17 protein-coding genes are annotated in these 21574 nt (G+C 35.6%); 9 read left to right on the plus strand and 8 right to left on the minus strand.

The genetic code is table 11. The features are described 5' to 3' along the window. The first annotated feature begins 39 nt into the window (after positions 1-39). The 4 genes from O5633_RS00130 (at position 40) to O5633_RS00145 (ending at position 6440) form a co-directional block, all read left to right on the plus strand. Positions 40-3987, plus strand: a complete 3948-nt coding sequence (locus O5633_RS00130; RefSeq protein ID WP_269609970.1) for a translocation/assembly module TamB — start codon at positions 40-42, stop codon at positions 3985-3987. 147 nt (positions 3988-4134) lie between these two features. After that, positions 4135-5451: a glutamate-5-semialdehyde dehydrogenase gene (locus tag O5633_RS00135; protein WP_269609971.1), complete on the plus strand. Its 1317-nt coding sequence runs from the start codon at positions 4135-4137 to the stop codon at positions 5449-5451. Further along, positions 5448-5837: a dihydroneopterin aldolase gene (locus tag O5633_RS00140; RefSeq protein WP_269609972.1), complete on the plus strand. Its 390-nt coding sequence runs from the start codon at positions 5448-5450 to the stop codon at positions 5835-5837. Before O5633_RS00135 ends, O5633_RS00140 begins: the two co-directional genes overlap by 4 nt. Next, positions 5838-6440, plus strand: a complete 603-nt coding sequence (locus tag O5633_RS00145) for an esterase/lipase family protein (RefSeq protein ID WP_269609973.1) — start codon at positions 5838-5840, stop codon at positions 6438-6440. It abuts the gene before it with no gap. Here O5633_RS00145 and O5633_RS00150 read toward each other — a convergent pair. The 7 genes from O5633_RS00150 to O5633_RS00180 are packed head-to-tail and all read right to left on the minus strand — an operon-like array spanning position 6437 to position 15678. Next, the gene (locus tag O5633_RS00150; protein WP_269609974.1) at positions 6437-8548 is read right to left on the minus strand and encodes a M3 family metallopeptidase; all 2112 of its coding nucleotides are present in this window, start codon (positions 8546-8548) and stop codon (positions 6437-6439) included. The genes O5633_RS00145 and O5633_RS00150 overlap by 4 nt on opposite strands. A gap of 16 nt (positions 8549-8564) precedes the next feature. Beyond that, positions 8565-10118, minus strand: a complete 1554-nt coding sequence (locus tag O5633_RS00155) for an NAD(P)H-quinone oxidoreductase subunit 4 (RefSeq protein WP_420063639.1) — start codon at positions 10116-10118, stop codon at positions 8565-8567. A gap of 57 nt (positions 10119-10175) precedes the next feature. Continuing rightward, positions 10176-11123: a homoserine kinase gene (thrB, locus tag O5633_RS00160; RefSeq protein ID WP_269609975.1), complete on the minus strand. Its 948-nt coding sequence runs from the start codon at positions 11121-11123 to the stop codon at positions 10176-10178. Positions 11124-11134: 11 nt separating this feature from the next. After that, complete coding sequence (locus O5633_RS00165) at positions 11135-12178, minus strand: glucokinase (RefSeq protein WP_269609976.1); 1044 nt, start codon at positions 12176-12178, stop codon at positions 11135-11137. 23 nt (positions 12179-12201) lie between these two features. Then, complete coding sequence (gene thrS / locus O5633_RS00170; protein WP_269609977.1) at positions 12202-14127, minus strand: threonine--tRNA ligase; 1926 nt, start codon at positions 14125-14127, stop codon at positions 12202-12204. 6 nt (positions 14128-14133) lie between these two features. Then, complete coding sequence (gene trpS / locus O5633_RS00175) at positions 14134-15147, minus strand: tryptophan--tRNA ligase (RefSeq protein WP_269609978.1); 1014 nt, start codon at positions 15145-15147, stop codon at positions 14134-14136. Then, positions 15148-15678, minus strand: coding sequence for a hypothetical protein (locus O5633_RS00180; RefSeq protein WP_269611362.1), 531 nt, complete (start codon positions 15676-15678; stop codon positions 15148-15150). A 230-nt stretch (positions 15679-15908) separates the two neighbouring features. Here O5633_RS00180 and O5633_RS00185 point away from each other — a divergent pair, with 230 nt between their 5' ends. From O5633_RS00185 to O5633_RS00205, 5 genes are all read left to right on the plus strand, one after another. Next, complete coding sequence (locus O5633_RS00185; protein WP_269609980.1) at positions 15909-17276, plus strand: YcjF family protein; 1368 nt, start codon at positions 15909-15911, stop codon at positions 17274-17276. 74 nt (positions 17277-17350) lie between these two features. Then, complete coding sequence (locus O5633_RS00190; RefSeq protein WP_269609981.1) at positions 17351-18322, plus strand: metal ABC transporter substrate-binding protein; 972 nt, start codon at positions 17351-17353, stop codon at positions 18320-18322. A gap of 35 nt (positions 18323-18357) precedes the next feature. Then, positions 18358-19119, plus strand: a complete 762-nt coding sequence (locus O5633_RS00195; RefSeq protein WP_269611363.1) for a metal ABC transporter ATP-binding protein — start codon at positions 18358-18360, stop codon at positions 19117-19119. Then, the gene (locus tag O5633_RS00200) at positions 19112-19984 is read left to right on the plus strand and encodes a metal ABC transporter permease (protein ID WP_269605073.1); all 873 of its coding nucleotides are present in this window, start codon (positions 19112-19114) and stop codon (positions 19982-19984) included. Before O5633_RS00195 ends, O5633_RS00200 begins: the two co-directional genes overlap by 8 nt. 12 nt (positions 19985-19996) lie before the next feature. After that, on the plus strand, positions 19997-21175 hold the full coding sequence (locus tag O5633_RS00205; protein ID WP_269609982.1) for a DUF4336 domain-containing protein: 1179 nt from the start codon (positions 19997-19999) through the stop codon (positions 21173-21175). Here O5633_RS00205 and O5633_RS00210 read toward each other — a convergent pair. After that, the gene (locus O5633_RS00210) at positions 21172-21516 is read right to left on the minus strand and encodes a DUF760 domain-containing protein (protein ID WP_269609983.1); all 345 of its coding nucleotides are present in this window, start codon (positions 21514-21516) and stop codon (positions 21172-21174) included. The genes O5633_RS00205 and O5633_RS00210 overlap by 4 nt on opposite strands. Between the last annotated feature and the right edge of the window lie 58 nt (positions 21517-21574).

Below are 21574 nucleotides of genomic sequence, written 5' to 3' on the forward strand. Positions count from 1 at the left end.
ATAGTTTGTTAGCTCCCCCAAGTTTGAGAAACAATTTTCATGGGAGATGAGTGGAGTTCTAAAAGATTAAAGCAGTGGGGACTTGCTGGAACCTTTGCGGCATTGGGTGGTGTTTTGATTTGGAGTGGCGCAGACCTACTATTAAGTAGGACTATAAGCCGTTTTTCTCCACAAATAGAGAAAACATTATCTAATTCATTAGGTCACCCTTTAAAAATAGGTTCATACAGAGGTCTTAAACCATGGGGAGTTGAGTTGGGGCCAACAATTCTACTTCCAGGTATTAAAGATTCTTCCTCAGTTAATATTTCAAATTTAACAATTAAATTTGCTCCTTTTGCGAGTTTATTTAATTGGCAACCAGTTGCAATATTTAATCCAAAAGGAACAGAAATTTTATTAAGCAAAAATGATACTGGTTCGTTTTGGATTCTTCCCCATAATGATAATCCTAAGAAAATCAACCTTCAACTAAAATTTAATTTAAAAGAACCAACCAAAATTGTATTTAATTCTGGAGATACGACATTATTAGCGAAAGGTGATCTATCTCTCAATCTTGGTAAGAAAAAGATTTATGGTGCGATTAATCTAGACTCTAAAAAACAAGGAAGCCTTTTTATTGCGGGAAATGGGTATTGGGATGGAATAGAATTTAAAACTAAAGTAAAAATTAATAAATTAAGTCTTAGTATCTTTGAGGGGATTTTAGGAAATAAGACTAATATTATCACTAGAGGAAATATAAATGGAAGTCTAAATTTGGGAGTCAAGAAAGGTTTAATCAGATGTAAGGGTGATTTACTGTTTAATGATTTAACTCTAAAAGGAGGACCTCTAAGGGAGACCTTGTCTACAAATAATTCAAAAATAAAGTGTGATAATAATAAATTTATGTTAATTGATTCTAACTGGAATTATGGATATTGGGATATATCTAACTCATCTGAAATACCATTTTATAAAAAAGATAAAACTTATATAAATTCTGTAACTTCTATTAAGATTAAAGATTTCGAACATAAACCACTTTCTTTAAAATTAAAATTACCAATTTCAATAGTTGATCGGCAATTTATTCCTGGTGAATTAAATGCTAATTTTAATTTAGAATCTTTTCCTTTAGGCGCGTTAAATCCAATACTAAATGCCTCATTATCAGGAAAATTAAATACAAAAGGTGATTTTCGTGGCCCCTTATCTTCTCTGAACTCTGCTATTAACCTTTCTTTAAACAATCCACAGATTAATGGTATCCGATTAAGAGAAAAATGGAGAGGTTCTTTTACTCGAATTCCAGGTGAACAGAAATGGGGTAGTTTGAGAATGGTATCGGAAGGTGCTTCTATCCCTGGTGATCTTCAAATTAACTTTAATAAGGATGGAAGTTTTAATGATTTAAATCTAAATAGATTAGGAGGTAAAATAAGTCTAAATCCTAAATTAAATGCATTTGAATGGGATGCTAATAAATTTAGATTAGATCGAGTAGAAGTGGCTTTCCCGCCAGAGAAAAGTTTTAAACGAATCTTTGGGGAAGTTTCAGGTAATGGACAATTTTCTCTTGATCCATTATTTCTTAATGGTGATTTAAATTTAGATTATTTTAGATTGTTAGGTTTCAAAGTAAATAAGGCAAGCATTAAAGGTCAGATTAAAAATTCAGAAACCAATTTAACAGGTGAATTAATACCAACTGAAAAGGGAAAGATTAAGTTTGACATTAATAATGGGTCCGAATTTTCTTTGTTAGCTCAAGTTAAGGATGTAAGCTCTAGTTGGATTACAGCTACAGCTTTAGAGTTGCCTAAATTAGGATTGAAGTATTCAGATGCAATGGGTAAGGCTGAAGACTTAGAAAAATTTATAATTGGTTATTCAAATAGTTCTATAGATAGTCAGTTTGACGCTTTAACTAGGTCTCAGGATTCATATAGAGATGAGATATCTAGGATAAATAATCAGAGCATTATTAACCCTTATGATCTTAATGGGAATATTAATGCTGATATTAAATTAAGTGGTCCAACTCTATCTGATTTAAATGTAGAAGCAAAAGCCTTTGGTAAGGTTTGGACAGACAAAATAAAGATTCTAAGTCCCAATGATATAAAACCTTTTAAAGCAACTTTTAATGGGAATCTATCTTCAGGTATGGGAGATTTTTCTTTACTTGATTTTAATTTTTCATTATTATCTTTATTTGCACCAATACCTTCTGCAGTTGATGGGTATTTTGGTCTAAAGGGTAAATATATTTTAGGCAATTCCACCCCACAAGTTACAGCAGATTTAATTATTAAGAATACAGTAATTTATAACAGAAATATTATTTTAGATAATGGAAATATTAAATTTAAAGATAATTATCTAGAATTTGATATTGCTCTAAGGGATAAATCTTCGGCAAATCCTGTTAAGTTAGGTGGAACCTACCCATTAATTAGTTCTTACCCTATTGATCTAAAGGTCGAAAGTCATGGTGATGGGTTGGCGTTTTTGACTGGACTAACGAAAGGGAATGTTTCTTGGACCTCAGGGACAGCTGATCTAAGCTTGTTGATTAGAGGAACCCCTGCAAAACCTCTTGCGAATGGGTTTTTGGTTTTGAAAAACAGTGAGCTACTTTTTCAAGATAAAAAGATTCATAATTTGAATAGCACAATAGTTTTTGATTTCAATAGACTTGAAGTCCGTACTCTAAAAGCAAATACAGGAGCAAACGGCATCATTAACAGTCAAGGTGGAATTTCATTATTTGATTCTCAATTAAGTGAAAGCGAGCCATTGGCTATTTCTATAGAAAAAACACGAATCAAGACCGCATTTACTGACATCAGCGCTTCGTCTAACATTGTTGTTAAGGGATCTATTTTTAAACCTCAATTAGCAGGTGAAGTATTTATTTTAGAAGGTTCAATTTTTGCTAAAAGAGCTAATAATTCAGGTAAGACTTCATCTGAAAAAAGAGATTCTATGGTGAAAATAAGTCGTAGATTACCAGAACAAAAATGGAACCAGAGAGAACCCCTGGTTTTATTTATTCAAGATGAAGATGCACCTGCAAGTCGTATAATTAGTTCTGGCTTGCCTAAAGGGTTTGAGTCAATAATCTTTGATAATTTAAAGCTTGTACTGGGCCCTTCATTGCGATTGGTTTCACAACCCTTGGCAAGCTTCGAAACAAATGGATTCCTTTTCTTAAATGGTACTTTTGACGAAACACTTGATGTTAGTGGAGTTATTAAGCTTGTAAGTGGTTACGTTAATCTCTTTACGACTACCTTTAATTTAGATCAAAGTGAACCTAATGTAGCCGTATTTGTACCGTCTATGGGCTTGGTTCCATATGTTGACGTGACTTTGAAAAGCCGTGTTCCAGATAATGTTAGAGACGTCAGTAACTTTTCCTCTAATGGTATGGCATCATTTGGTATTGGAGGATCTCGTTTTGTAAATGTCGAAGTAACGGCCTCTGGGCCTGCAGATCGTATTAGTGAAAACTTTCAATTAAGAAGTACTCCAACTTTGGGAAGAAGTGAGTTGTTAGGACTTATAGGAGGTAATTCTCTTGCAAATCTAATAAGTAGTGGAGGAAATAGTGATGTGCTTGCTAGCTTTTTGAATAGATCTTTTGCTTCGTATCTTCAAGGCAATATTAATGGTTTTTTAAGTGATAGGCTTCAAATATCTTTGTATCCTGCATATATAAATGGATCAGATTCAGACGATGATGCTAGTGATAGTAGTTCTTCAAGTACTGATCAGGAAGATACGAATTTGCCAGGTCAACAGGCATGGGTGACAGAAATAGGAGTTGACCTTAACGATAAAATTAATTTTTCAGTTCAGGCTGCTCCTAACAGACAAGATATTCCACCGAAAGGAAATATTACTTTTCAAATGAATCCCAACGTAGGTCTACTAGGCTCGTTTGATAAGAATGGGAATTGGCAAAGTCAGCTTCAACTCTATTTTAGATATTAAATAAATGAATAGTTGAATAAAATGACTTAATAAAAAATTGCTTAGTTAGATAGATTTTTATCTTCTTTTATTGCTTGATTCGCCATTAAAGGAATATTTTAAAGATAGTACAAAATTATCTTTGATTAAATAGTTGATCTAAATCAAATGAGTACAAACTTTTCAGTTCCTGATCCTACGCCCCAGCTAATAAAAGTAGCAGAGAGTGCAAAAGAAGCTTCTGTTTTGCTTGGTCAATCCACTAATGAACAAAGGTGTGAGGCTTTGATCGAAATGGCAAATGCTTTGAATGATAACGCCGATGAGATATTGAAAGCAAATATTCAAGATCTTGAAAGATCAGAAAAAGAAGGGTTGAATAAATCACTTTTATCAAGACTTCAGTTAACAAAAACTAAACTCAAAGGATGCATTGACGGGGTTCTAAAAGTTTCAAATCTTGTAGATCCAATAGGTAATAGACAACTTCATAGGAAATTGGATGAAAACCTTATCCTTGAGAGAGTGACAGTTCCATTAGGAGTATTAGGAGTCATATTTGAATCGAGACCAGATGCATTGATACAAATAGCATCTCTTGCTGTTCGTTCTGGTAATGGAGCTTTATTAAAAGGAGGAAGTGAAGCAAAAGCTACAAATCAAGCAATAATGGATTCTCTTGATAAGGGTTTAAGCAAATCCAATGTGGGTTCAGGAGCTTTGTCTTTGCTCACTACACGTCAAGAAAGTTTAGGCTTACTTCATTTAGATCGGTTTGTGAATTTGATAATACCTAGAGGTAGTAATGAGTTAGTTCAATTTATTCAAGAAAATACACGTATCCCTGTCTTAGGGCATGCTGATGGAATTTGTCATTTATATGTAGATAATTCTGTAGATATTACTAAAGCTATAAACATAGCTTTAGATAGTAAGATTCAATATCCTGCTGCTTGTAATGCTATTGAGACATTATTAATTCATGAAGATGTTGCAGAGATGTTTTTGAAAAAAGGTTTGCCAATTTTTTCAAGTGCTGGAGTTACTCTTAAGGGAGATGCAAAGAGTCAATCTTTAGGGGTGAAAAATAGGGCTGATGAAGCTGACTGGTCTACAGAATATCTTGATCTAATTCTTTCGATCAAAATCGTTCGTAATGCAGACGAAGCTCTTGAACATATTCGTAAATATAGCTCTCGTCATACTGAGGCGATAGTTACTGATGACAAGAAAGTTGCTGAAAAGTTTTTAAGTTCGGTTGATAGTGCAGGTGTTTACCATAATTGCTCTACTCGTTTTGCTGATGGTTTCCGGTATGGGTTTGGAGCTGAAGTTGGGATAAGTACTCAGACTCTTCCACCAAGAGGCCCAGTAGGATTGGAAGGGTTAGTTACCTATCGCTATTATCTCAGAGGTGATGGTGATCTCGTTAAGGATTTCGCTTCTGGAGATAGGAGCTTTTCTCATATTGATTTACCATTATGAGTCAGTTTCATAATTTAAGCGCAATTCATATAAAAGATATAAATTTATGGGCCCACGTAGGTGTTTTAGAAAGTGAGCGAATACATGGTCAAAGCTTTCTTCTTGACATCAGTTTTTGGTTGGATTTGGATGAGTCATCCAAGCTTGATCAATTAGATAAATCATTAGACTATAGTGAAGCAATTAGAGCAGTTAAAAAACTTTCATTTGAAATCAAATGCTTAACGATTGAATATTTTAGTGATCAAATTTTGAATCTTCTTGAGTCTCTATATGGTCCAGTTCCAATTCATATTCTGCTGACAAAATGCTCGCCACCAATATGTGGATTCACTGGAACTGTTTTAATCGAAAAAAAAAGGAATTTCTTCTTTCCTATTAATTAATTGGATACATACAAAAGACCAATTTTTCTTGTTCATGGTTTGTGGAACAATCCTAAATTATTTGAAAAACTAATAAAAAAAACAAAAGAAAACGATTATGAATTGTACAGACCACATTTGCCACACAAATATGGGAAAACATCTCTTAGGCGTTTAGCTCGAGATCTTGATTCTAAGATTGAGGAGTTAGTGGGGACTGAAATTAAAATTGATATTGTTGGCTTTTCAATGGGTGGATTAATTAGTAGGTGTTGGTTGCAAAATCATAATGGTTTTTTAAGAACTAAACGTTTTTTTAGTATTGGTACGCCTCATTTTGGTACTTACACAGCTCAACTGATCCCTTCATTTTTGATGCCAGGTATTGCAGAGATGAAAAGAGGAAGTAGTTTATTATCTCAATTAAATAATGACTTAACTTCCTTAGAAAAGGTTGAATGTACTAGCTTTTTTACAAAATGGGACTTGATGTCATTCCCAGGCTGGCAAGCAAAACTTTCTATTGGTAATTCCTATCATTTACCTGTGTTGACACATAAAGAATTGATCACAAACTCTAGTTCTCTAGATATTTTAGCCAAAAAGATTTTTAATAATAGCTAAATAAGACCACTATGTCTTATTAGAGCTTCAGTAGAGGGAAGTCTTCCTCTAAATTGTTTGAAAACCTTATTGGGTGAACGACTACCACCAAGACTAAGAATTGAATCGCGATATTTTTTACCAATCTTTCGGACTTTATCCTGATTAGAAAGGCCTGCCTCTTCAAATGCGGCAAAGGCATCAGCACTGAGCACCTCAGCCCATTTATAAGAGTAGTATCCAGCAGCATAGCCACCAGCAAAAATATGACTGAAAGCACAGAGAAATTGATCTTCTGGAATGGGATCCATCACTGTTGTACTTTTTGCGATTTCTCTTCGTAACTCATCTGGGGAAATTTCTAAATCTTCATTCCATCGACTATGGAGTTTTAGATCAGTAAGAGCAAAATGTATTTGCCTTAAAGTCGCAAGCCCAGAATTAAATGTTCTGCTCAGCCTTAATTTATTGATTTCCGACTCTGGTAATGGCTCTTTCGTCTTCCAATGTATTGCTATTTCAGAAATCGTTTGATCCTCTAAGCACCAATTTTCCATGAATTGGCTTGCTAATTCGACAGCATCCCATTCAACATTATTAATACCGGCTGCTTGAGGGTAATTTACAGTTGTCAGCATGTGCTGTAGTCCATGACCAAATTCATGGAAGAGAGTTTCTACTTCTTCGAAACTCATCAGACTGGGTTTGTCCGAAATAGGAGGCGTTTGATTGCAGATTAAATAGGCTACTGGAAGAACAATCTCATTTTTGTTCTTTTGATTTCGACATAAGCATTCATCCATCCATGCGCCACCTCTTTTTGTAGCAGGACGACTGAAAGGATCTAGATAGAATGATGCAATTTTCTGGCCATCTAAATTTTTAACATTAAAGAAACGGACATCCTCATGCCATAAAGGTGCTGTATTATTTACTTCATCAATTTCAATTTCAAAAAGTCGTTTGCATAAATTAAATAGACCATTAAGAACTTGATCCAAAGGGAACCATGATCTGAGTTTTTCTTGGTCAAGATCGTATTTCTCTTTACGTAGAACTTCAGACCAAAAACTTATATCCCATGGAGATAGCTCGAAATCGTCGCTTTCTCCATGGCTTTTGGCACACTCACGAAGTTGTGCAAGTTCTTTTTCAGCATGAGGCATTGCCGCTAATCGTAATTCTTCGAGTAACATCTCAACTGCTTCTTCATTGTCAGCCATCTTTGTAGCCAAACTAATTTCACACCAGTTTTTATATCCCAATGATTTGGCTTGCTTATTTCTGAGATCTAAAATTTCTTCAATTATTTTTTTATTGTTAATTTTTCCATCGCTAGCTCTACTTACAAAAGCTCTATATACTTTTTCTCTAACTTGTCGATCTTTTGCATACGTCTGAAAAGGTATATAGCTAGGTAAATCCAAGCCAACTCTCCATGGGCCACTTGAGGCTGTAGGTTCATTCCCCTCTCCATTCTTGTCACCAGCTTCCTTCGCGGCAAGAGCCAATGTTTCAATAGCTCTCTCAGGAAGCCCCTCAACTTCTGAGATGTTTTTTAATAAAAGACTCCAATTTTTAGTTGCATCCAATACATTGTTGCTAAATGTAGTTGATAACTCAGCTAATCGCTCACTGCGAGAGTTAAATAGTCTTTTCTCATCAACCTCTAGACCAATTCCTTTATTTTTCATAGTTACTAGCTCTGTCTCAATTATTCTTATTTGTGTTTCATCCTTTATGTTTCCATTCTCTTTTAAATTTGAGAGCGCCTTGAAAATCACTTCGTTTTGAGCAAGCTGATTACTAAATCTAACGATCGTAGGTTGCTGATTTGAATGAACTTCACGTAGTTCGGAGGAATTGCAAACAGCATTCAGGTGACTTACAACTCCCCAACTCCATCTAAGTTTTTCACCTATTTCATAAAGCTGAGGCATTACATCTTCCCAGCTTATAAAGCTTTTGGTTGATAATTTTTCTTTGAGTTGTTCTTCGAGGTTGTTTAATTTTTTATTTAGATCTTTTATCAGTTTGGGTATATTTTCAGTGATCTCTTTAGGGGTGATTTTATCGTAATCAGGAAGACCTTCACCTTTTAATAGTGCTGTTGGCTTACTTGAAGTCATTTTTTGAAATCAATAACTAACTAATTGGTACAAGGTTATTGGTAATTAATGATTGTGCGAGAGCATTCGTTGATACCTCATACAAATCAATTGCTATTCTTGGCCAAAAACCTATTACTAATGTAGGAACTAAGAGGCTTAAACCTATTGAAAGCTCTCTAGCATCCATTTCTTTGACTATTGATAACGCTGGTATCCTAGGTCCAAAGAATACTCTTCTACACATTGAGAGAAGGTATATAGGAGTTAGAACTAGTCCAATAGCTGCTAGAAGGATTGTTATTGCTCTGAATAGAGATGTGAATCCCTCTTGGCTTGTTATGCCTAGGAAAACTGTGATTTCACTTATAAATCCACTCATTCCTGGTAAGGCAAGTGATGCTAAAGAACTGGCCAAGAAGAATGCAAAAGTGATTGGTAAAGCCTTGGCTAGACCGCCCATGTTGGGGATTGAAAGAGTGTTGGTTCTTTCATAAAAACTTCCGGTAACAAAAAACATTGCCGCAGCAATTAGTCCATGGCTGATCATTTGGAGCATCGCTCCACTGATTCCAAGGGCATTAACTGCGCCAATTCCAACAAGAACAAAACCCATATGACTAACAGAACTGCAGGCTATGCGCCTTTTTACATTGTTTTGAGCAAAAGCATTAAGAGCACCATAAATAATATTTACTATTCCAATGATGATTAGAGCTGGAGCGAGTATTAAATGAGTATCAGGTAAAATTTGTACATTAAATCTTAAGAGAGCATAACCTCCCATTTTTAATAAAATACCAGCTAATAGCATTGAAACAGGTGCATTTGCCTCCCCATGAGCATCGGGCAGCCAGGTATGAAGTGGAAAGATAGGAAGCTTCACTCCAAAACCAATTAAAAACCCTAAATAACAAAATATCCCAAAATTCCCAGTAAAAGATTTGGATGCGATTTCACTTAAATTAAAGGTAAATTGATCTCCAGAGAGAGCTAAAGCAAGCCCACTAATTAATATCAGAAGGGAAGCAAGTGCTGTGTAAAGAATGAATTTTGTGGCTGCATAAAGTTTTCTTTTGCCTCCCCAAATAGCAATTAATAAATAGACAGGAACAAGTTCGAGTTCCCAAGCTAAAAAGAATAGTAGGAAATCTTGTGATAGGAAAACTAAAGCTTGGGCTGAAGCTTGTATCAGTAATAAAGCAAAGTAAAGTCGTGTTTTTTCTTTTACTTTCCAACTGGCTGCTGCCGATAAAAAAGTTATTAGCCCGCTTAGGACTACCAGCGGTGCGGATATCCCGTCTACTCCTAATGACCATTCGAGTCCTATTGAAGGAAGCCATTGAAGCCTTTCAACCAACTGCAGACTTTCGCTACTTGGATCAAACAAATTGGCAAAAGCCAATAGAATTATGAGAAAATCGGCAAGTAAAATAACTAGAGCTATATTTCTTGGAAGGTTTGAATTTTTACTTTCTTGCGTTGGAAGGAAAGGCATTATCAATGCTCCAACTAAAGGGAGGAGCACAATAAGTGAAAGCCATGGAAATACTGTCTGAGAATCAATACTCATAGGCAGATTGGCATCCATAATTTGGGGCAACTCAGCCATAAAGCTATCAGTTTTTGTTCGTTTTCATGAGTAGAACTACCCAAAGGTGTTTGAAATGCATTCGCTGCCTCTGAGTTGAAGGCTCATTAAAGGAGCACGACTTGCTACACCAGCAGCTTCCCAGGCTTTGACCATTGCGACACTGACTTCTCGGCCTTTAGTCGCTTTGCACAATGCAAGAATGCTTGGTCCTGCTCCACTAATTGCACATCCTAAAGCTCCGGCAGCCTTTGCTGCTTCTCTTACCTCTAAGCCACCTTTTATCAATCCCCATCTGTAAGGTTCATGAAGCTTATCGTGCATGCCATCTGCAATTAGATCCTCATTCCCTGTTCTTAGTCCTTGAAGTAGAAGAGTAAGCGCACCTAAATTTATTACTGCATCATTAACGGGGATATTTTCAGGCATTACACGTCTCGCTTCGCTGGTGCTAAGTCGAATAGATGGGATTGCAACCACTGCTTTTATTGATTGATCCCAATCACAGCGGACTACGCGCCATCTATCGCTTGCAGTTTTAGCTGTCACGCAAAGACCTCCTATTAATGATGGAACAACATTGTCTGGATGACCTTCTATATCTATTGCTAGTTCCAATAATTTTTCTTTAGGCAAAGGATATCCAGCAAGTGCATTCGCTCCAACTAATCCTGCCACGATTGCTGTAGCACTGCTTCCAAGCCCTCTTGCAGGAGGCACAGCTAATTTTACTCTTGCTTCAAGAGCGACAGGCTCTACACCTGCAGTTCTCCAAACTCTCTGCGCGGCTCGATAGAAAAGGTTTTCAGGACCGCCTCTTAAATGATTGCCTTCAGTACTTTCCATTATTAATTCAAACCTTTCAGCATTACCCTCAATTCTTTTAATGGTGAATTGATTGGAAAGATCCAATGCTGCTCCAAGGCAATCAAACCCTGGTCCAATATTGGCTGTAGTAGAAGGAACTTCTACTACGACAGTTTGTCCTATTTTTGGCGGCCCCATGTTTTTATTCTTTAGCTAAGTCTCCCATTTGATTCGGCACTTAAGCGTGCTCTGCAAGCCGAACTGAATAATGTCGCTTCTGGATCTTTAAGAACAATCAATGGGATTTCCTTTAAATAAGATTGAAAGCGACCTTTATTACTAAATGCATTAAGGAAGTTAGAAGAGTTTATTCCATCGAGGTTTTTTGCTGCTGTTCCACCTGAAATCCATAACCCTGAGGAGCAAAGTTCTTGTAAGGCCAGGTCTCCAGCTGCAGCTCCATAAGCATTTAGCCATAATCGCAAAGCTTCAGACATTAATTTGTCTCCGCTATTTGCTTTTTCCCAAACAAGTGCGGGTAAATCTTTGAAAGCTGATTTGTCACTATCCATTTTTTTTAAAGTTTCCTGAAGTGGGTGGTTTTCATTTATTGGATCATCCAATTTCCATCTGGCAATCATTCCAAGGCCAGTCCCACTAACTATTCTTTCAATCGATACTCTTTGAATATTCAGCTTCTTTTTTATCCATTTGACTAATTCCCATTCGTTCTCTGTTCTTGGGGAAAATTCCCGATGACCCCCTTCACTTGGAAATATGAAAATGCTTTTAGGTGTAATTAATCCTCTGGACATTCCTAAGCCAGTCCCAGCTCCGATAATTGCAACTAATTTTTGATTGTTTTTGTAATCAGAATTTAATGTTCCTTGGATCACCTCATATTGAGATTTGTTGAAAAATGGTATTCCATATATTAAAACTGAGAAATCATTTATTAATTCAATATTATTTATTTTTGAAAGATGAGATAATTCTTCTGTTTCAATATTCCATTCTAAATTTGTAATCTTAACTTTCTGGCCTTTTATTGGGCCTGCTACTCCAATGCAAACATATTCTGGGAGTGATATATTATCTGGTAAATGTTTAATAAAATCTTCAAATATTGAGTAAAAAGATTTCCATTTTGATGAAATATAGTACTTTTCAAATAATTTCTTTGGATAGTTCGCGTTTGAATAAACAGCTAATATTGTTTTTGTCCCTCCAACGTCTCCAGAAAGTAAATTCATTAGTTATTAAAATCGTTTTTGATTTAGGATTGATTAACTTGTATACCTTTTTTGCTAATTGATTCGTCAATTATTAATTTAAACTTGTCTATACTCATATTCCCAAGATCTTTACCTTCTCTTGTCCTTACTGAGATTTCATTATTCTCTTCTTCCTTGTCTCCAATAATTATCAAGAAAGGTATCCTTTGCATAGTATGTTCTCGTATTTTAAAACCGACTTTTTCATTTCTGATATCAATTTCAGCTCTGAACCCAAAGTCCACTAATTTATCTTTAGCACTAAAACATGCTTCATTATTTCTATCAGTTATTCCCATAATCATTATTTGAACAGGTGATAACCATGTAGGAAAATTCCCTGAATAATTCTCAATTAAAATCCCAATAAATCTTTCAAAAGAACCTAAAATAGCTCTGTGAAGCATTACAGGTGTTTGTTTCCTTCCTGTAATATCTATATAACTTGCATTGAGCCTTTGAGGCATGGAGAAATCTACTTGAATTGTTCCGCACTGCCATACTCTGTTGAGACAATCTTTTAAGGAGAATTCTATTTTTGGACCATAGAAGGCACCTTCTCCAGGGAGTAGCGACCAATCTAATCCTTTTGAATCAAGTGCCTCAGATAAGGCTTTTTCTGATTTGTCCCAGATATCATCACTCCCAACCCTTTTCTCTGGTCTTGTTGAGAGCTTAATAAGAATTGAATTAAAGCCAAAGGTTTTATAAACCTCAAATACCAAATCAATAAAATTTTGGACTTCTTCTTGGATTTGTTCATCGGTACAAAATATGTGTGCATCATCTTGAACAAAATTTCTTACCCTCATTAAGCCATGAAGTGCACCAGAAGGCTCATTGCGATGACAAGAACCAAATTCAGAAAGTCTAATAGGAAGATCTCGATAGCTTTTTAAACCTTGATTGAATATTTGTATGTGGCATGGACAATTCATAGGTTTTATTGCATATTCCCTGTTCTCTGAAGTTGTAGTAAACATATCTTCTTTGAATTTATCCCAATGGCCTGATTTCTCCCAAAGACTTCTATCAACTACTTGCGGAGATTTAACTTCTTGATAATCATATTTTGTAATAGTTTCCCGAATAAAATCTTCTAAAATCCTATAAATAGTCCACCCTTTAGGGTGCCAAAAAACCATACCGGGTGCTTCTTCTTGTGAGTGAAAAAGTGAATACTTTTTTCCTAATTTTCTATGATCTCTTTTCTCAGCTTCTTCAATGCTAGAGATATATTCTTTTAATTCTTTAGAGCTTTTCCAGGCTGTTCCATATATTCTTTGTAGCATTTCATTATTAGAGTCTCCGCGCCAATAAGCCCCGGATACTTTCATTAGCTTAAATACTCTTAGATGCCTTGTATTTGGCACATGAGGACCTCTGCACATATCAATATATTCTTGATGTCTGTATAACTTTATGATTTCATTTTTAGGGATATTTTTAACTATGTCTAGCTTGAAAATTTCACCTCTATCAGTAAAAACTTCTGTTGCTTTCTCTGGACTAACTATTTCAACACCTACATTATAATCTCTATTAACTAACTCTTTCATTCTTTTCTCAATTTTGAGAAGATCATCAGGAGTAAAGGTATCTTTATAAGAAATATCATAATAAAAACCATCTTCAATTACTGGCCCTATTGCCATTTTTGCTTCGGGGTATAATTGCTTTACAGCATGTCCAAGAAGATGAGCGAATGAATGTCTAATAATTTCTAGTCCTTCATTATCTTTAGATGTAATAATCTTTATATGAGAATTTTGAGTTATAGGAATACAAGTATCAATTAATTCCCCATTCACTTTTCCGGCTAGCGCTGCTTTTGCTAAACCAGGACCAATTTCTGATGCTATTTGGTCAATTGTGACAGCGGAATCATATTTTTTTTCAGTTCCATCAGGTAATGTAATTATTGGCATAATTTTCTACAAATTCGAAGTAAATCCTAGAGCTTCTTTGACTCTATTTAATGTTAACTTAGAAACCTCCTCGGCAGTAAATTTGCCTTTATTTAGTATTCTTTTTAACTCTTCTGGGTCATTCATTAATTCTTTATATTTTTCTTGAATAGGTTTAAGAACGTTAATCATTGCCTCTGTAAATTCTGGTTTGAATTTACCCCAGCCTATTTCTGCGCAATACTCAGCTGCTTTTTCTCTGCCTAGGCCGGAAATTATAGAATAAATTGTTAAAAGATTATCAGCTTCAGGTCTTGAAGGATTTCCGAATTCTAATCCTAATTCTGAGTCGGTTTTTGCACGTTTTATTTTTTTAGTAATTACATCTGGACTGTCTAATAAAGTAATCCTACTATTTTCATTTGGGTCGCTTTTACTCATTTTCTTTGTTCCGTCTGTCAGACTCATGACTTTGGAGCACTCTTTCAAAATTAAGGGATTTGGAACTTTAAGTATTGGATTTTCTTTTGTTCCGAATTTTGAATTAACTCGTTGAGAAGCAATATCTCTCGCAAGCTCTAGATGCTGCTTTTGATCTTCTCCAACAGGAACCAAATCAGCGTCATAGAGAAGAATATCCGCTGCCATAAGGACTGGATAATCTAATAATCCAATAGATACATTGTCGCCTTGTTTAATTGACTTTTCCTTGAACTGAATCATTCTCTCCATCCAGTTCAAAGGAGTTAAGCAATTTAATATCCAGCAAAGCTCGCTATGTGCGCTTATCTGACTTTGAATGAATATTGAGCATTTATCAGGATTCATCCCACAAGCGATATACAAAGCCGCTGTAGATAAAGAATTTTGATGAAGAGATTTTGGGTCATGCGGAATAGTTATCGCATGAAGATCAACAACGCAGACAAATGTTTCATAATTTTCTTGTAATTCAACCCAATTTCTTATTGCTCCAAGCCAATTACCAATATGAACATCTCCTGTGGGTTGAACACCAGATAAGACTCGCTTCTGATTCACTTATCCTTGCTCGCTTGTATTTGTGGAATCATCTTCATTTGAACTTGCTTCTGTTGCTTGATCATTATCTTTTTCTGCAGGATCTTGAGCAACATTGTTTGCCTGATCAGTATCAGCCACCTCTTGTTCTTTAACTGGTTTTTCTGGTCGTGCAAAAGGGTTGGGCTTTGTGTTGGCTGAGTTGTTATTTTCACCATTATAGTTTCCCCTGTTACCCCTGCCTCTTCTTTGGTCATTGGCGGGCGCTTGAGACCTATATTCGTTGACTAAATTTTCAAGATTTCCATCTTCAAGCATTTGGGCAAGAGTTCTTACTGCGAAACCTAAAACAGCAACAGTAGAACGAAGATTAAAGGCTTCTTGTAATGATCTAGCTGCTCGCATTTCATTATCACTTAAGCGAATACGAAAGCCTCCCTCTCTATTGTTAGGACCTCGGCCACCTCTGAAATTACTACGACCATTTTGTCTTTGGTTTTGGAAATCGCCACCACCTGACTGATTATTGGTGTAAGAGTCACCCATGAACATATTTGCCAATAGGGGCAAGTGTGACGCATAGCCGGTACTTTTGCGACATATTTGAATATCTTGATTAGCACTTTCACATCTAATGATATTGATCCCAGCTGAATGATTTGATTTCTTTAGGCATAAATGTTTCTTCTTAAAAACGTAAAACCTTCTTTCTTTGCGGTTATTAAGGGAAAATTTGCTTTAAAATGAAAGTTAGCTAAGAAGAAACTGTATCTATTGAAATCGTGGAAAATCATTCATTAACAAAATCTCCTCTCTCCTTACCTTCTTTTTCGATTCCGAAAATTAGTCTTTTTATTGGGCTAACTATTACAGGTCAATGGGTTTTAAGTGATGTGGCCCATATCCCTGGGGGTGGACTTGGATTGCTATTAGGACTTGGCTGTATCTTTTATTTTTTAAAACCAGGAAAGGTTTCATTTGAGGCTCCCTCTACTGTTCAAGGATGGGTAAGAAGATGTCATGACGTTTTAGAGAATTTTGAGTACTTACTTGAGGATGGAGAGCAAAGTGAAAGAAAAAAAGAAAGAATTAATTCCTTGCAAAAAATTATTGATAGAACCGAAGATCAAAGCATTGGTTTCTTGAAAACAAAAGGCGTAAAATTACCTGATAAAGAGCAATTGGAAAAAGTTTTAGGAATAAATAATCAAATCAAAAATCAAATCAAAGTTTCTTTTCCACCAGCTCTTCCTGTGAGAGATCGAAATTGGATTTTGCCAGATTTAATCCAAGAGCAAGATTTTATTGTTTATTCTTTGGCACTTCCAATGAGCGCAGCTGATCTGTTGTGGATAAAAAATATCCCTACAGATCAACCAGCCTGGCTAATGGTTGCCAGCAAAGAATCTACTGATTGGTCTGACGAGCGAAATGCATTAGAGGCTCAATTACCAGATAGATGGACTAACAGAGTGTTGAAATGGGATGGATCTCAAACAGAAATGGCAACGGTTCTTTCTCCAATTAAGAAACTTCTTGAAAATCCAAAGAAGAATACAGACATTACTAAGCAAAGACTTTTGTCTCGATTGCATACTTCTTGGCAAAAAGATTTAGAAAAATTAAGAAGAGAAAAATTCAAGGTTATTCAAACAAGATCTCAGTGGATAGTTGCTGGTATCGTTTTCGCCTCCCCTGTCGCCTCAACTGATTTGCTTGCAGTTGCAGTGGTTAATGGCTTGATGATCAAAGAAATGTCGAAAATATGGTCTTCCAAAATGAAGCCAGAATTACTTGAGGCAGTCTCACGACAATTAGCAATGGCTGCAATTGCTCAAGGAGTGGTCGAATGGAGTGGACAATCCTTGTTGAGCTTGGCAAAGCTTGATGGCTCCTCTTGGGTTGCTGCTGGAACAATTCAGGCCTTGAGTGCTGCTTATTTAACAAGAGTGGTTGGGAGATCGATGGCTGATTGGATGGCTCTCAATAATGGAGTAACTCAACCTGATTTAGAACTTATTAAGCAACAAGCTCCTCAACTAGTATCAAAAGCTGCTGAGCTAGAAAGAGTTGATTGGGTGGCTTTTTTAAAGCAATCAAAAGAATGGATTCAGTCACAATCTATTAATTACAAAGTTAAACCAGTTTAAGTTTATAACTTTTCTTCTGGTATATCTTTGACTTATATTTAGATAAGATATTAATATTTTATAATTTCAAATATATGTTTAATAAGAAGGTTGTTTCTGAGTATGAGTATATTTATAAGAAAAACAAGATACTTAGTTTATCTGTTTTACTTTCTTTAAATATTTTATTCCTGACAGGATGTGTAAATAAAAACACTTATAGATTAGGAAATGATAAGCCTTTAGTTTTAACTACTTTTACAATTTTGGCCGACCTTGCTAGAAATGTTTCTGGGGATAGACTTCAAGTTAAATCAATAACGAAACCAGGAGCTGAAATCCATAGTTATCAATTTACACCCAGTGATATTGTAAAAACTAAAGGAGCAAAACTGATTATTAAAAATGGTTTAGGTCTTGAATCATGGTTTTCAAAATTTATGACTAGCACGGGCGATATTCCCAATGTGAAATTAACCGAAGGGATTAAGCCATTATTGATAGAGGGCGATGCTTATTCAGGGAAGCCAAATCCTCATGCCTGGATGTCGCCCAAAAGAGCTATGAATTATGTTGATAAAATAGTCGATGCTTTTATCAAAATCGATCCTGATGGAGCGCTTGAATACTCATCTAACGCTTCAACCTATAAAGCTAAACTTGAATCCCTTGATAAAGAGCTAAGAGATTCTTTATCCTCTATTCCTAAAGAAAGAAGGTTTTTGGTGACATGCGAAGGAGCCTTTACTTATTTGGCCCGTGATTACGGAATGAATGAGGCATATTTGTGGCCAGTTAATTCTGAAAGTCAAGTAACCCCTAAGAGAATGGTGAATCTCATAACAAAAATTAAAGAAAATGAAGTCCCAACAATTTTTTGTGAAAGCACTGTGAGCGCAGAAGCACAAAAGGAAGTTGCAAAATCTAGTGGAGCTGTATTTGGTGGTACCTTCTACGTTGATTCACTCTCAGATCTAAATGGTCCTGCTCCTACCTATATAGATTTACTAAGGCATAATGTTCGTTTGATTACTGAGGGCCTATCCATTGAAGAAGTGAAAAAATAATGAACCCAATTTTTAAAAATCACGAGAAAGATTTTATGCGTATTGAGGCAGACCAAGTTTGTGTGGACTACAACGGCACAGTTGCCCTCTATGACGCAAGTTTAAATTTAAAAGCGGGATCTATATGTGGCCTTGTGGGAATGAATGGGGCAGGAAAATCAACCTTTTTTAAAGCTCTAATGGGCTTCGTTAGACCATCAAGGGGGAAAATAAGGATCAATGGTATAAAGGTTAATCAAGCGCAGAAGGAGCAATCGGTTGCATATGTTCCACAAAACGAAGGAATAGACTATTCATTCCCCATAAGTGTTTGGGATGTCGTGATGATGGGGAGATATGGCGCTATGAATATTTTCAGAATACCAAGAGAGTCAGATAGAAGAGCAGTTGTTCACGCCCTTGAGAGAGTTGATCTTTTGGATCTCAGGGAAAGACCAATAGGATCTTTATCTGGAGGGCAACGTAAAAGAGCTTTTCTTGCAAGAGCAATTTCTCAACGGGCTTCAGTACTTCTTTTAGATGAGCCTTTTTCCGGAGTTGATGTACCCACTGAAAAACTTATGGCTCAGCTATTTCTTCAGTTTCGACAAGAAGGACATACTATTTTGATATCTACTCATGATTTGAATCATGTGCGAGATTTTTGTGATTTTGTTGTCCTTATCAATAAGACAGTTCTTGCATATGGTGAAACCTCAGAAGTTTTTACTTCAGAAAATCTAAATAAAACATTTGGAGGAATTCCACCAAATCCTTTATCAGGTCCAACGTCAAGCAAAGATTTTATAAATGAGTGAATTTCTAATTTCAATTACGCCAATAGATTGGCTATTGGATCCATTAACTCATGACTTCATGAGAAGAGCTTTAATGGTTAGCGCATTAGTAGGAGGGGTTTGTGGACTTTTATCTTGTTATATGACATTAAAAGGTTGGGCATTAATGGGTGACGCGGTTTCTCATGCGGTTATGCCAGGAGTTGTGGTTGCTTATGCATTAGGGCTCCCTTTTTCCTTAGGTGCTTTTGTTTTTGGAGTTGGTTCAGTTGCTTTGATTGGATTTGTTAAACAGAAATCTAGAATAAAAGAAGATACAGTAATAGGCCTTGTTTTTACTGGCTTTTTTGCATTAGGCCTTGTATTGGTTTCAAAAATTAAAAGTAATATTGATTTAATGCAAATACTTTTTGGAAGCCCCCTAGGGATTTCTCGTTCAGATGTTAACCAGACTTTAATAATTTCGTTTATAGTTATATCTATTTTGCTTATATTTAGAAAAGACTTAATGCTTTATTGTTTTGATGCTAAGCATGCCAGATCTATAGGAATAAATACAGGGATACTTCATTACTTGTTGTTAACTTTATTATCCTTATCCGCAGTAGTAGGTTTGCAAACTGTTGGTATTATTCTAGTAGTAGCAATGCTTATCACGCCTGGTGCTACAGCATACTTGCTCACTGATCGTTTTGATCAAATGACTTTATTAGCAGTTATTAGCAGCTCATTTTCAAGCATTCTGGGAGTTTATATAAGTTATTGGTCAGATATTGAAACAGGTGGATCTATCGTTTTAGTTCAAACATTAATATTTCTAATAGCATTTTTATTTGCCCCAAGATATGGAATATTTAAAAACCAAACTTTTATAAATAATAATTAAATTAAGCAAACAATGAGTAATCTTTCTTCTCAACAAAAATGGAGTTGGTGGCCACTTTTACCTCTCTATCCTTATGGCAGAAAAAGAACAATATTCCGTGAATTAGTTCCTAATCAGATTTGGAGTTTTGAACAACTTCAAGGAATTTATTATGTTGCTGTCCCAGTGAGGCTTTTAGTCGTCAGAGTTAAGAATGAATTGATGATAATTAACCCTCTCCCTCCAACTGATGAATTGCTAAGGGATATAGATGTACTTGTAAAAAAAATTGGTCCTGTAAAAACTATTGTTTTACCAACGGCCTCTGGTTTGGAACATAAAATTGCTCTTCCTGCTTTGGCTAGATCTTTTCCTGATTCAAAAATATGGCTTTGCCCAGGGCAGTGGAGTTTTCCATTTCAATTGCCTTTTGATTGGTTGGGAATTCCATCTAAAAGAACAAATATTTTATTGGCTGACGGATTTCCTCATAGTGAATATTGTGACTGGATTTCATTAGGACCAATTGATATTGGACTAGGACGCTTTCAAGAAATATCTTGTTTTCATAAACCATCAAAATCTTTGTTGGTTACTGATGCAATTGTTGGTATTGAAGATACTCCTCCAGAGCTTTTTGATTTAGACCCTACCCCTTTATTATTTCACGCAAGAGAGAAGGGCTCTGAAGAACTTATTGATACGCCAATTGCAAGAAGAAAAGGATGGTTACGCTTGGTTCTTTTTGCTTCCTACTTAAGACCTGAAAAGTTGGTGATACCAAAAATAAAAGAAATTTTTGGAAACTCTTTTAAACCAAATTTAAGAAATAAAAGAGCACATTTTGGAATATATCCTTTTTCTTGGCAGAAAGGCTGGGAATTGTCTGCTAAAAAACTTGTTGGAAAAAACACTCCTCTAATACAAATCGCTCCTGTAATAGAAAGGCTTGTATTTCCTAGAGGACGAAAAGCTTTAATAACTTGGTTGAATAAAGTTGAATCCATACAGGGTATTTCATGGCTAATTTCTGCTCATTACAGTGGGAAAGTTAGATTTTCAAAGTATGAAATAAAAGCGTTAAAAAATAAAATTTATAAATCAGATTGGGCTAATAATAAAGGGGACTTTGGATTTTTAAGTTGGCTAGATCAAAAATTATTAAAAATCGGCGTAGTCCCTAGTGACCCTCTGAAAAAATTTAGTGATTAAATTTTATCTGGATCGACAGACATCTCTTCATCAGCCAAAAGTGTCTCTTCTAACTGTTTTCTCTGTTCCATTTGTCTTAAAAAATAACCCGTCATCATTGCAGAGGCTAATAAGCTAGCTAAATTATCTTTACTCGAAGTTATCTTTACTTCAAATTGCTCACCTGGAAGCATTCCAATCAAGCCCTGAACATTGTGTTTGATTATTTCTTGAATTTCGGGGCTTGCAGATTTTGCAACTCTCTGCAAAACGTCTGCGGGTTGATCTTGCAAATATTGAATCAGAGCATTTGCCTCATGTCCTTCATTATTGTCTGTAGCTAAAAATTCAGGATTAAACATCCAGTTTTTCTCTATGTATAAATAGAATATCGCAAAATGTACACTAATAAAATTTAAT

Origin of the sequence: Prochlorococcus marinus str. MIT 1013 (genome assembly GCF_027359395.1) — a bacterium.
GTDB classification, from domain to species: Bacteria; Cyanobacteriota; Cyanobacteriia; order PCC-6307; family Cyanobiaceae; genus Prochlorococcus_B; species Prochlorococcus_B marinus_E.

Excerpts from the sequence above, each read along its gene's own strand:
- O5633_RS00195 (WP_269611363.1), top strand. The coding sequence starts at position 18,358 with ATGCGTATTGAGGCAGACCAAGTTTGTGTGGACTACAACGGCACAGTT.
- O5633_RS00180 (WP_269611362.1), bottom strand. The coding sequence starts at position 15,678 with ATGTTCATGGGTGACTCTTACACCAATAATCAGTCAGGTGGTGGCGAT.
- O5633_RS00205 (WP_269609982.1), top strand. The coding sequence starts at position 19,997 with ATGAGTAATCTTTCTTCTCAACAAAAATGGAGTTGGTGGCCACTTTTA.
- O5633_RS00155 (WP_420063639.1), bottom strand. The coding sequence starts at position 10,118 with ATGGATGCCAATCTGCCTATGAGTATTGATTCTCAGACAGTATTTCCA.
- O5633_RS00150 (WP_269609974.1), bottom strand. The coding sequence starts at position 8,548 with ATGACTTCAAGTAAGCCAACAGCACTATTAAAAGGTGAAGGTCTTCCT.
- thrS (WP_269609977.1), bottom strand. The coding sequence starts at position 14,127 with ATGCCAATAATTACATTACCTGATGGAACTGAAAAAAAATATGATTCC.
- thrB (WP_269609975.1), bottom strand. The coding sequence starts at position 11,123 with ATGGGGCCGCCAAAAATAGGACAAACTGTCGTAGTAGAAGTTCCTTCT.
- O5633_RS00210 (WP_269609983.1), bottom strand. The coding sequence starts at position 21,516 with ATGTTTAATCCTGAATTTTTAGCTACAGACAATAATGAAGGACATGAG.
- O5633_RS00165 (WP_269609976.1), bottom strand. The coding sequence starts at position 12,178 with ATGAATTTACTTTCTGGAGACGTTGGAGGGACAAAAACAATATTAGCT.
- O5633_RS00190 (WP_269609981.1), top strand. The coding sequence starts at position 17,351 with ATGTTTAATAAGAAGGTTGTTTCTGAGTATGAGTATATTTATAAGAAA.
- O5633_RS00200 (WP_269605073.1), top strand. The coding sequence starts at position 19,112 with ATGAGTGAATTTCTAATTTCAATTACGCCAATAGATTGGCTATTGGAT.
- O5633_RS00140 (WP_269609972.1), top strand. The coding sequence starts at position 5,448 with ATGAGTCAGTTTCATAATTTAAGCGCAATTCATATAAAAGATATAAAT.
- O5633_RS00135 (WP_269609971.1), top strand. The coding sequence starts at position 4,135 with ATGAGTACAAACTTTTCAGTTCCTGATCCTACGCCCCAGCTAATAAAA.
- O5633_RS00130 (WP_269609970.1), top strand. The coding sequence starts at position 40 with ATGGGAGATGAGTGGAGTTCTAAAAGATTAAAGCAGTGGGGACTTGCT.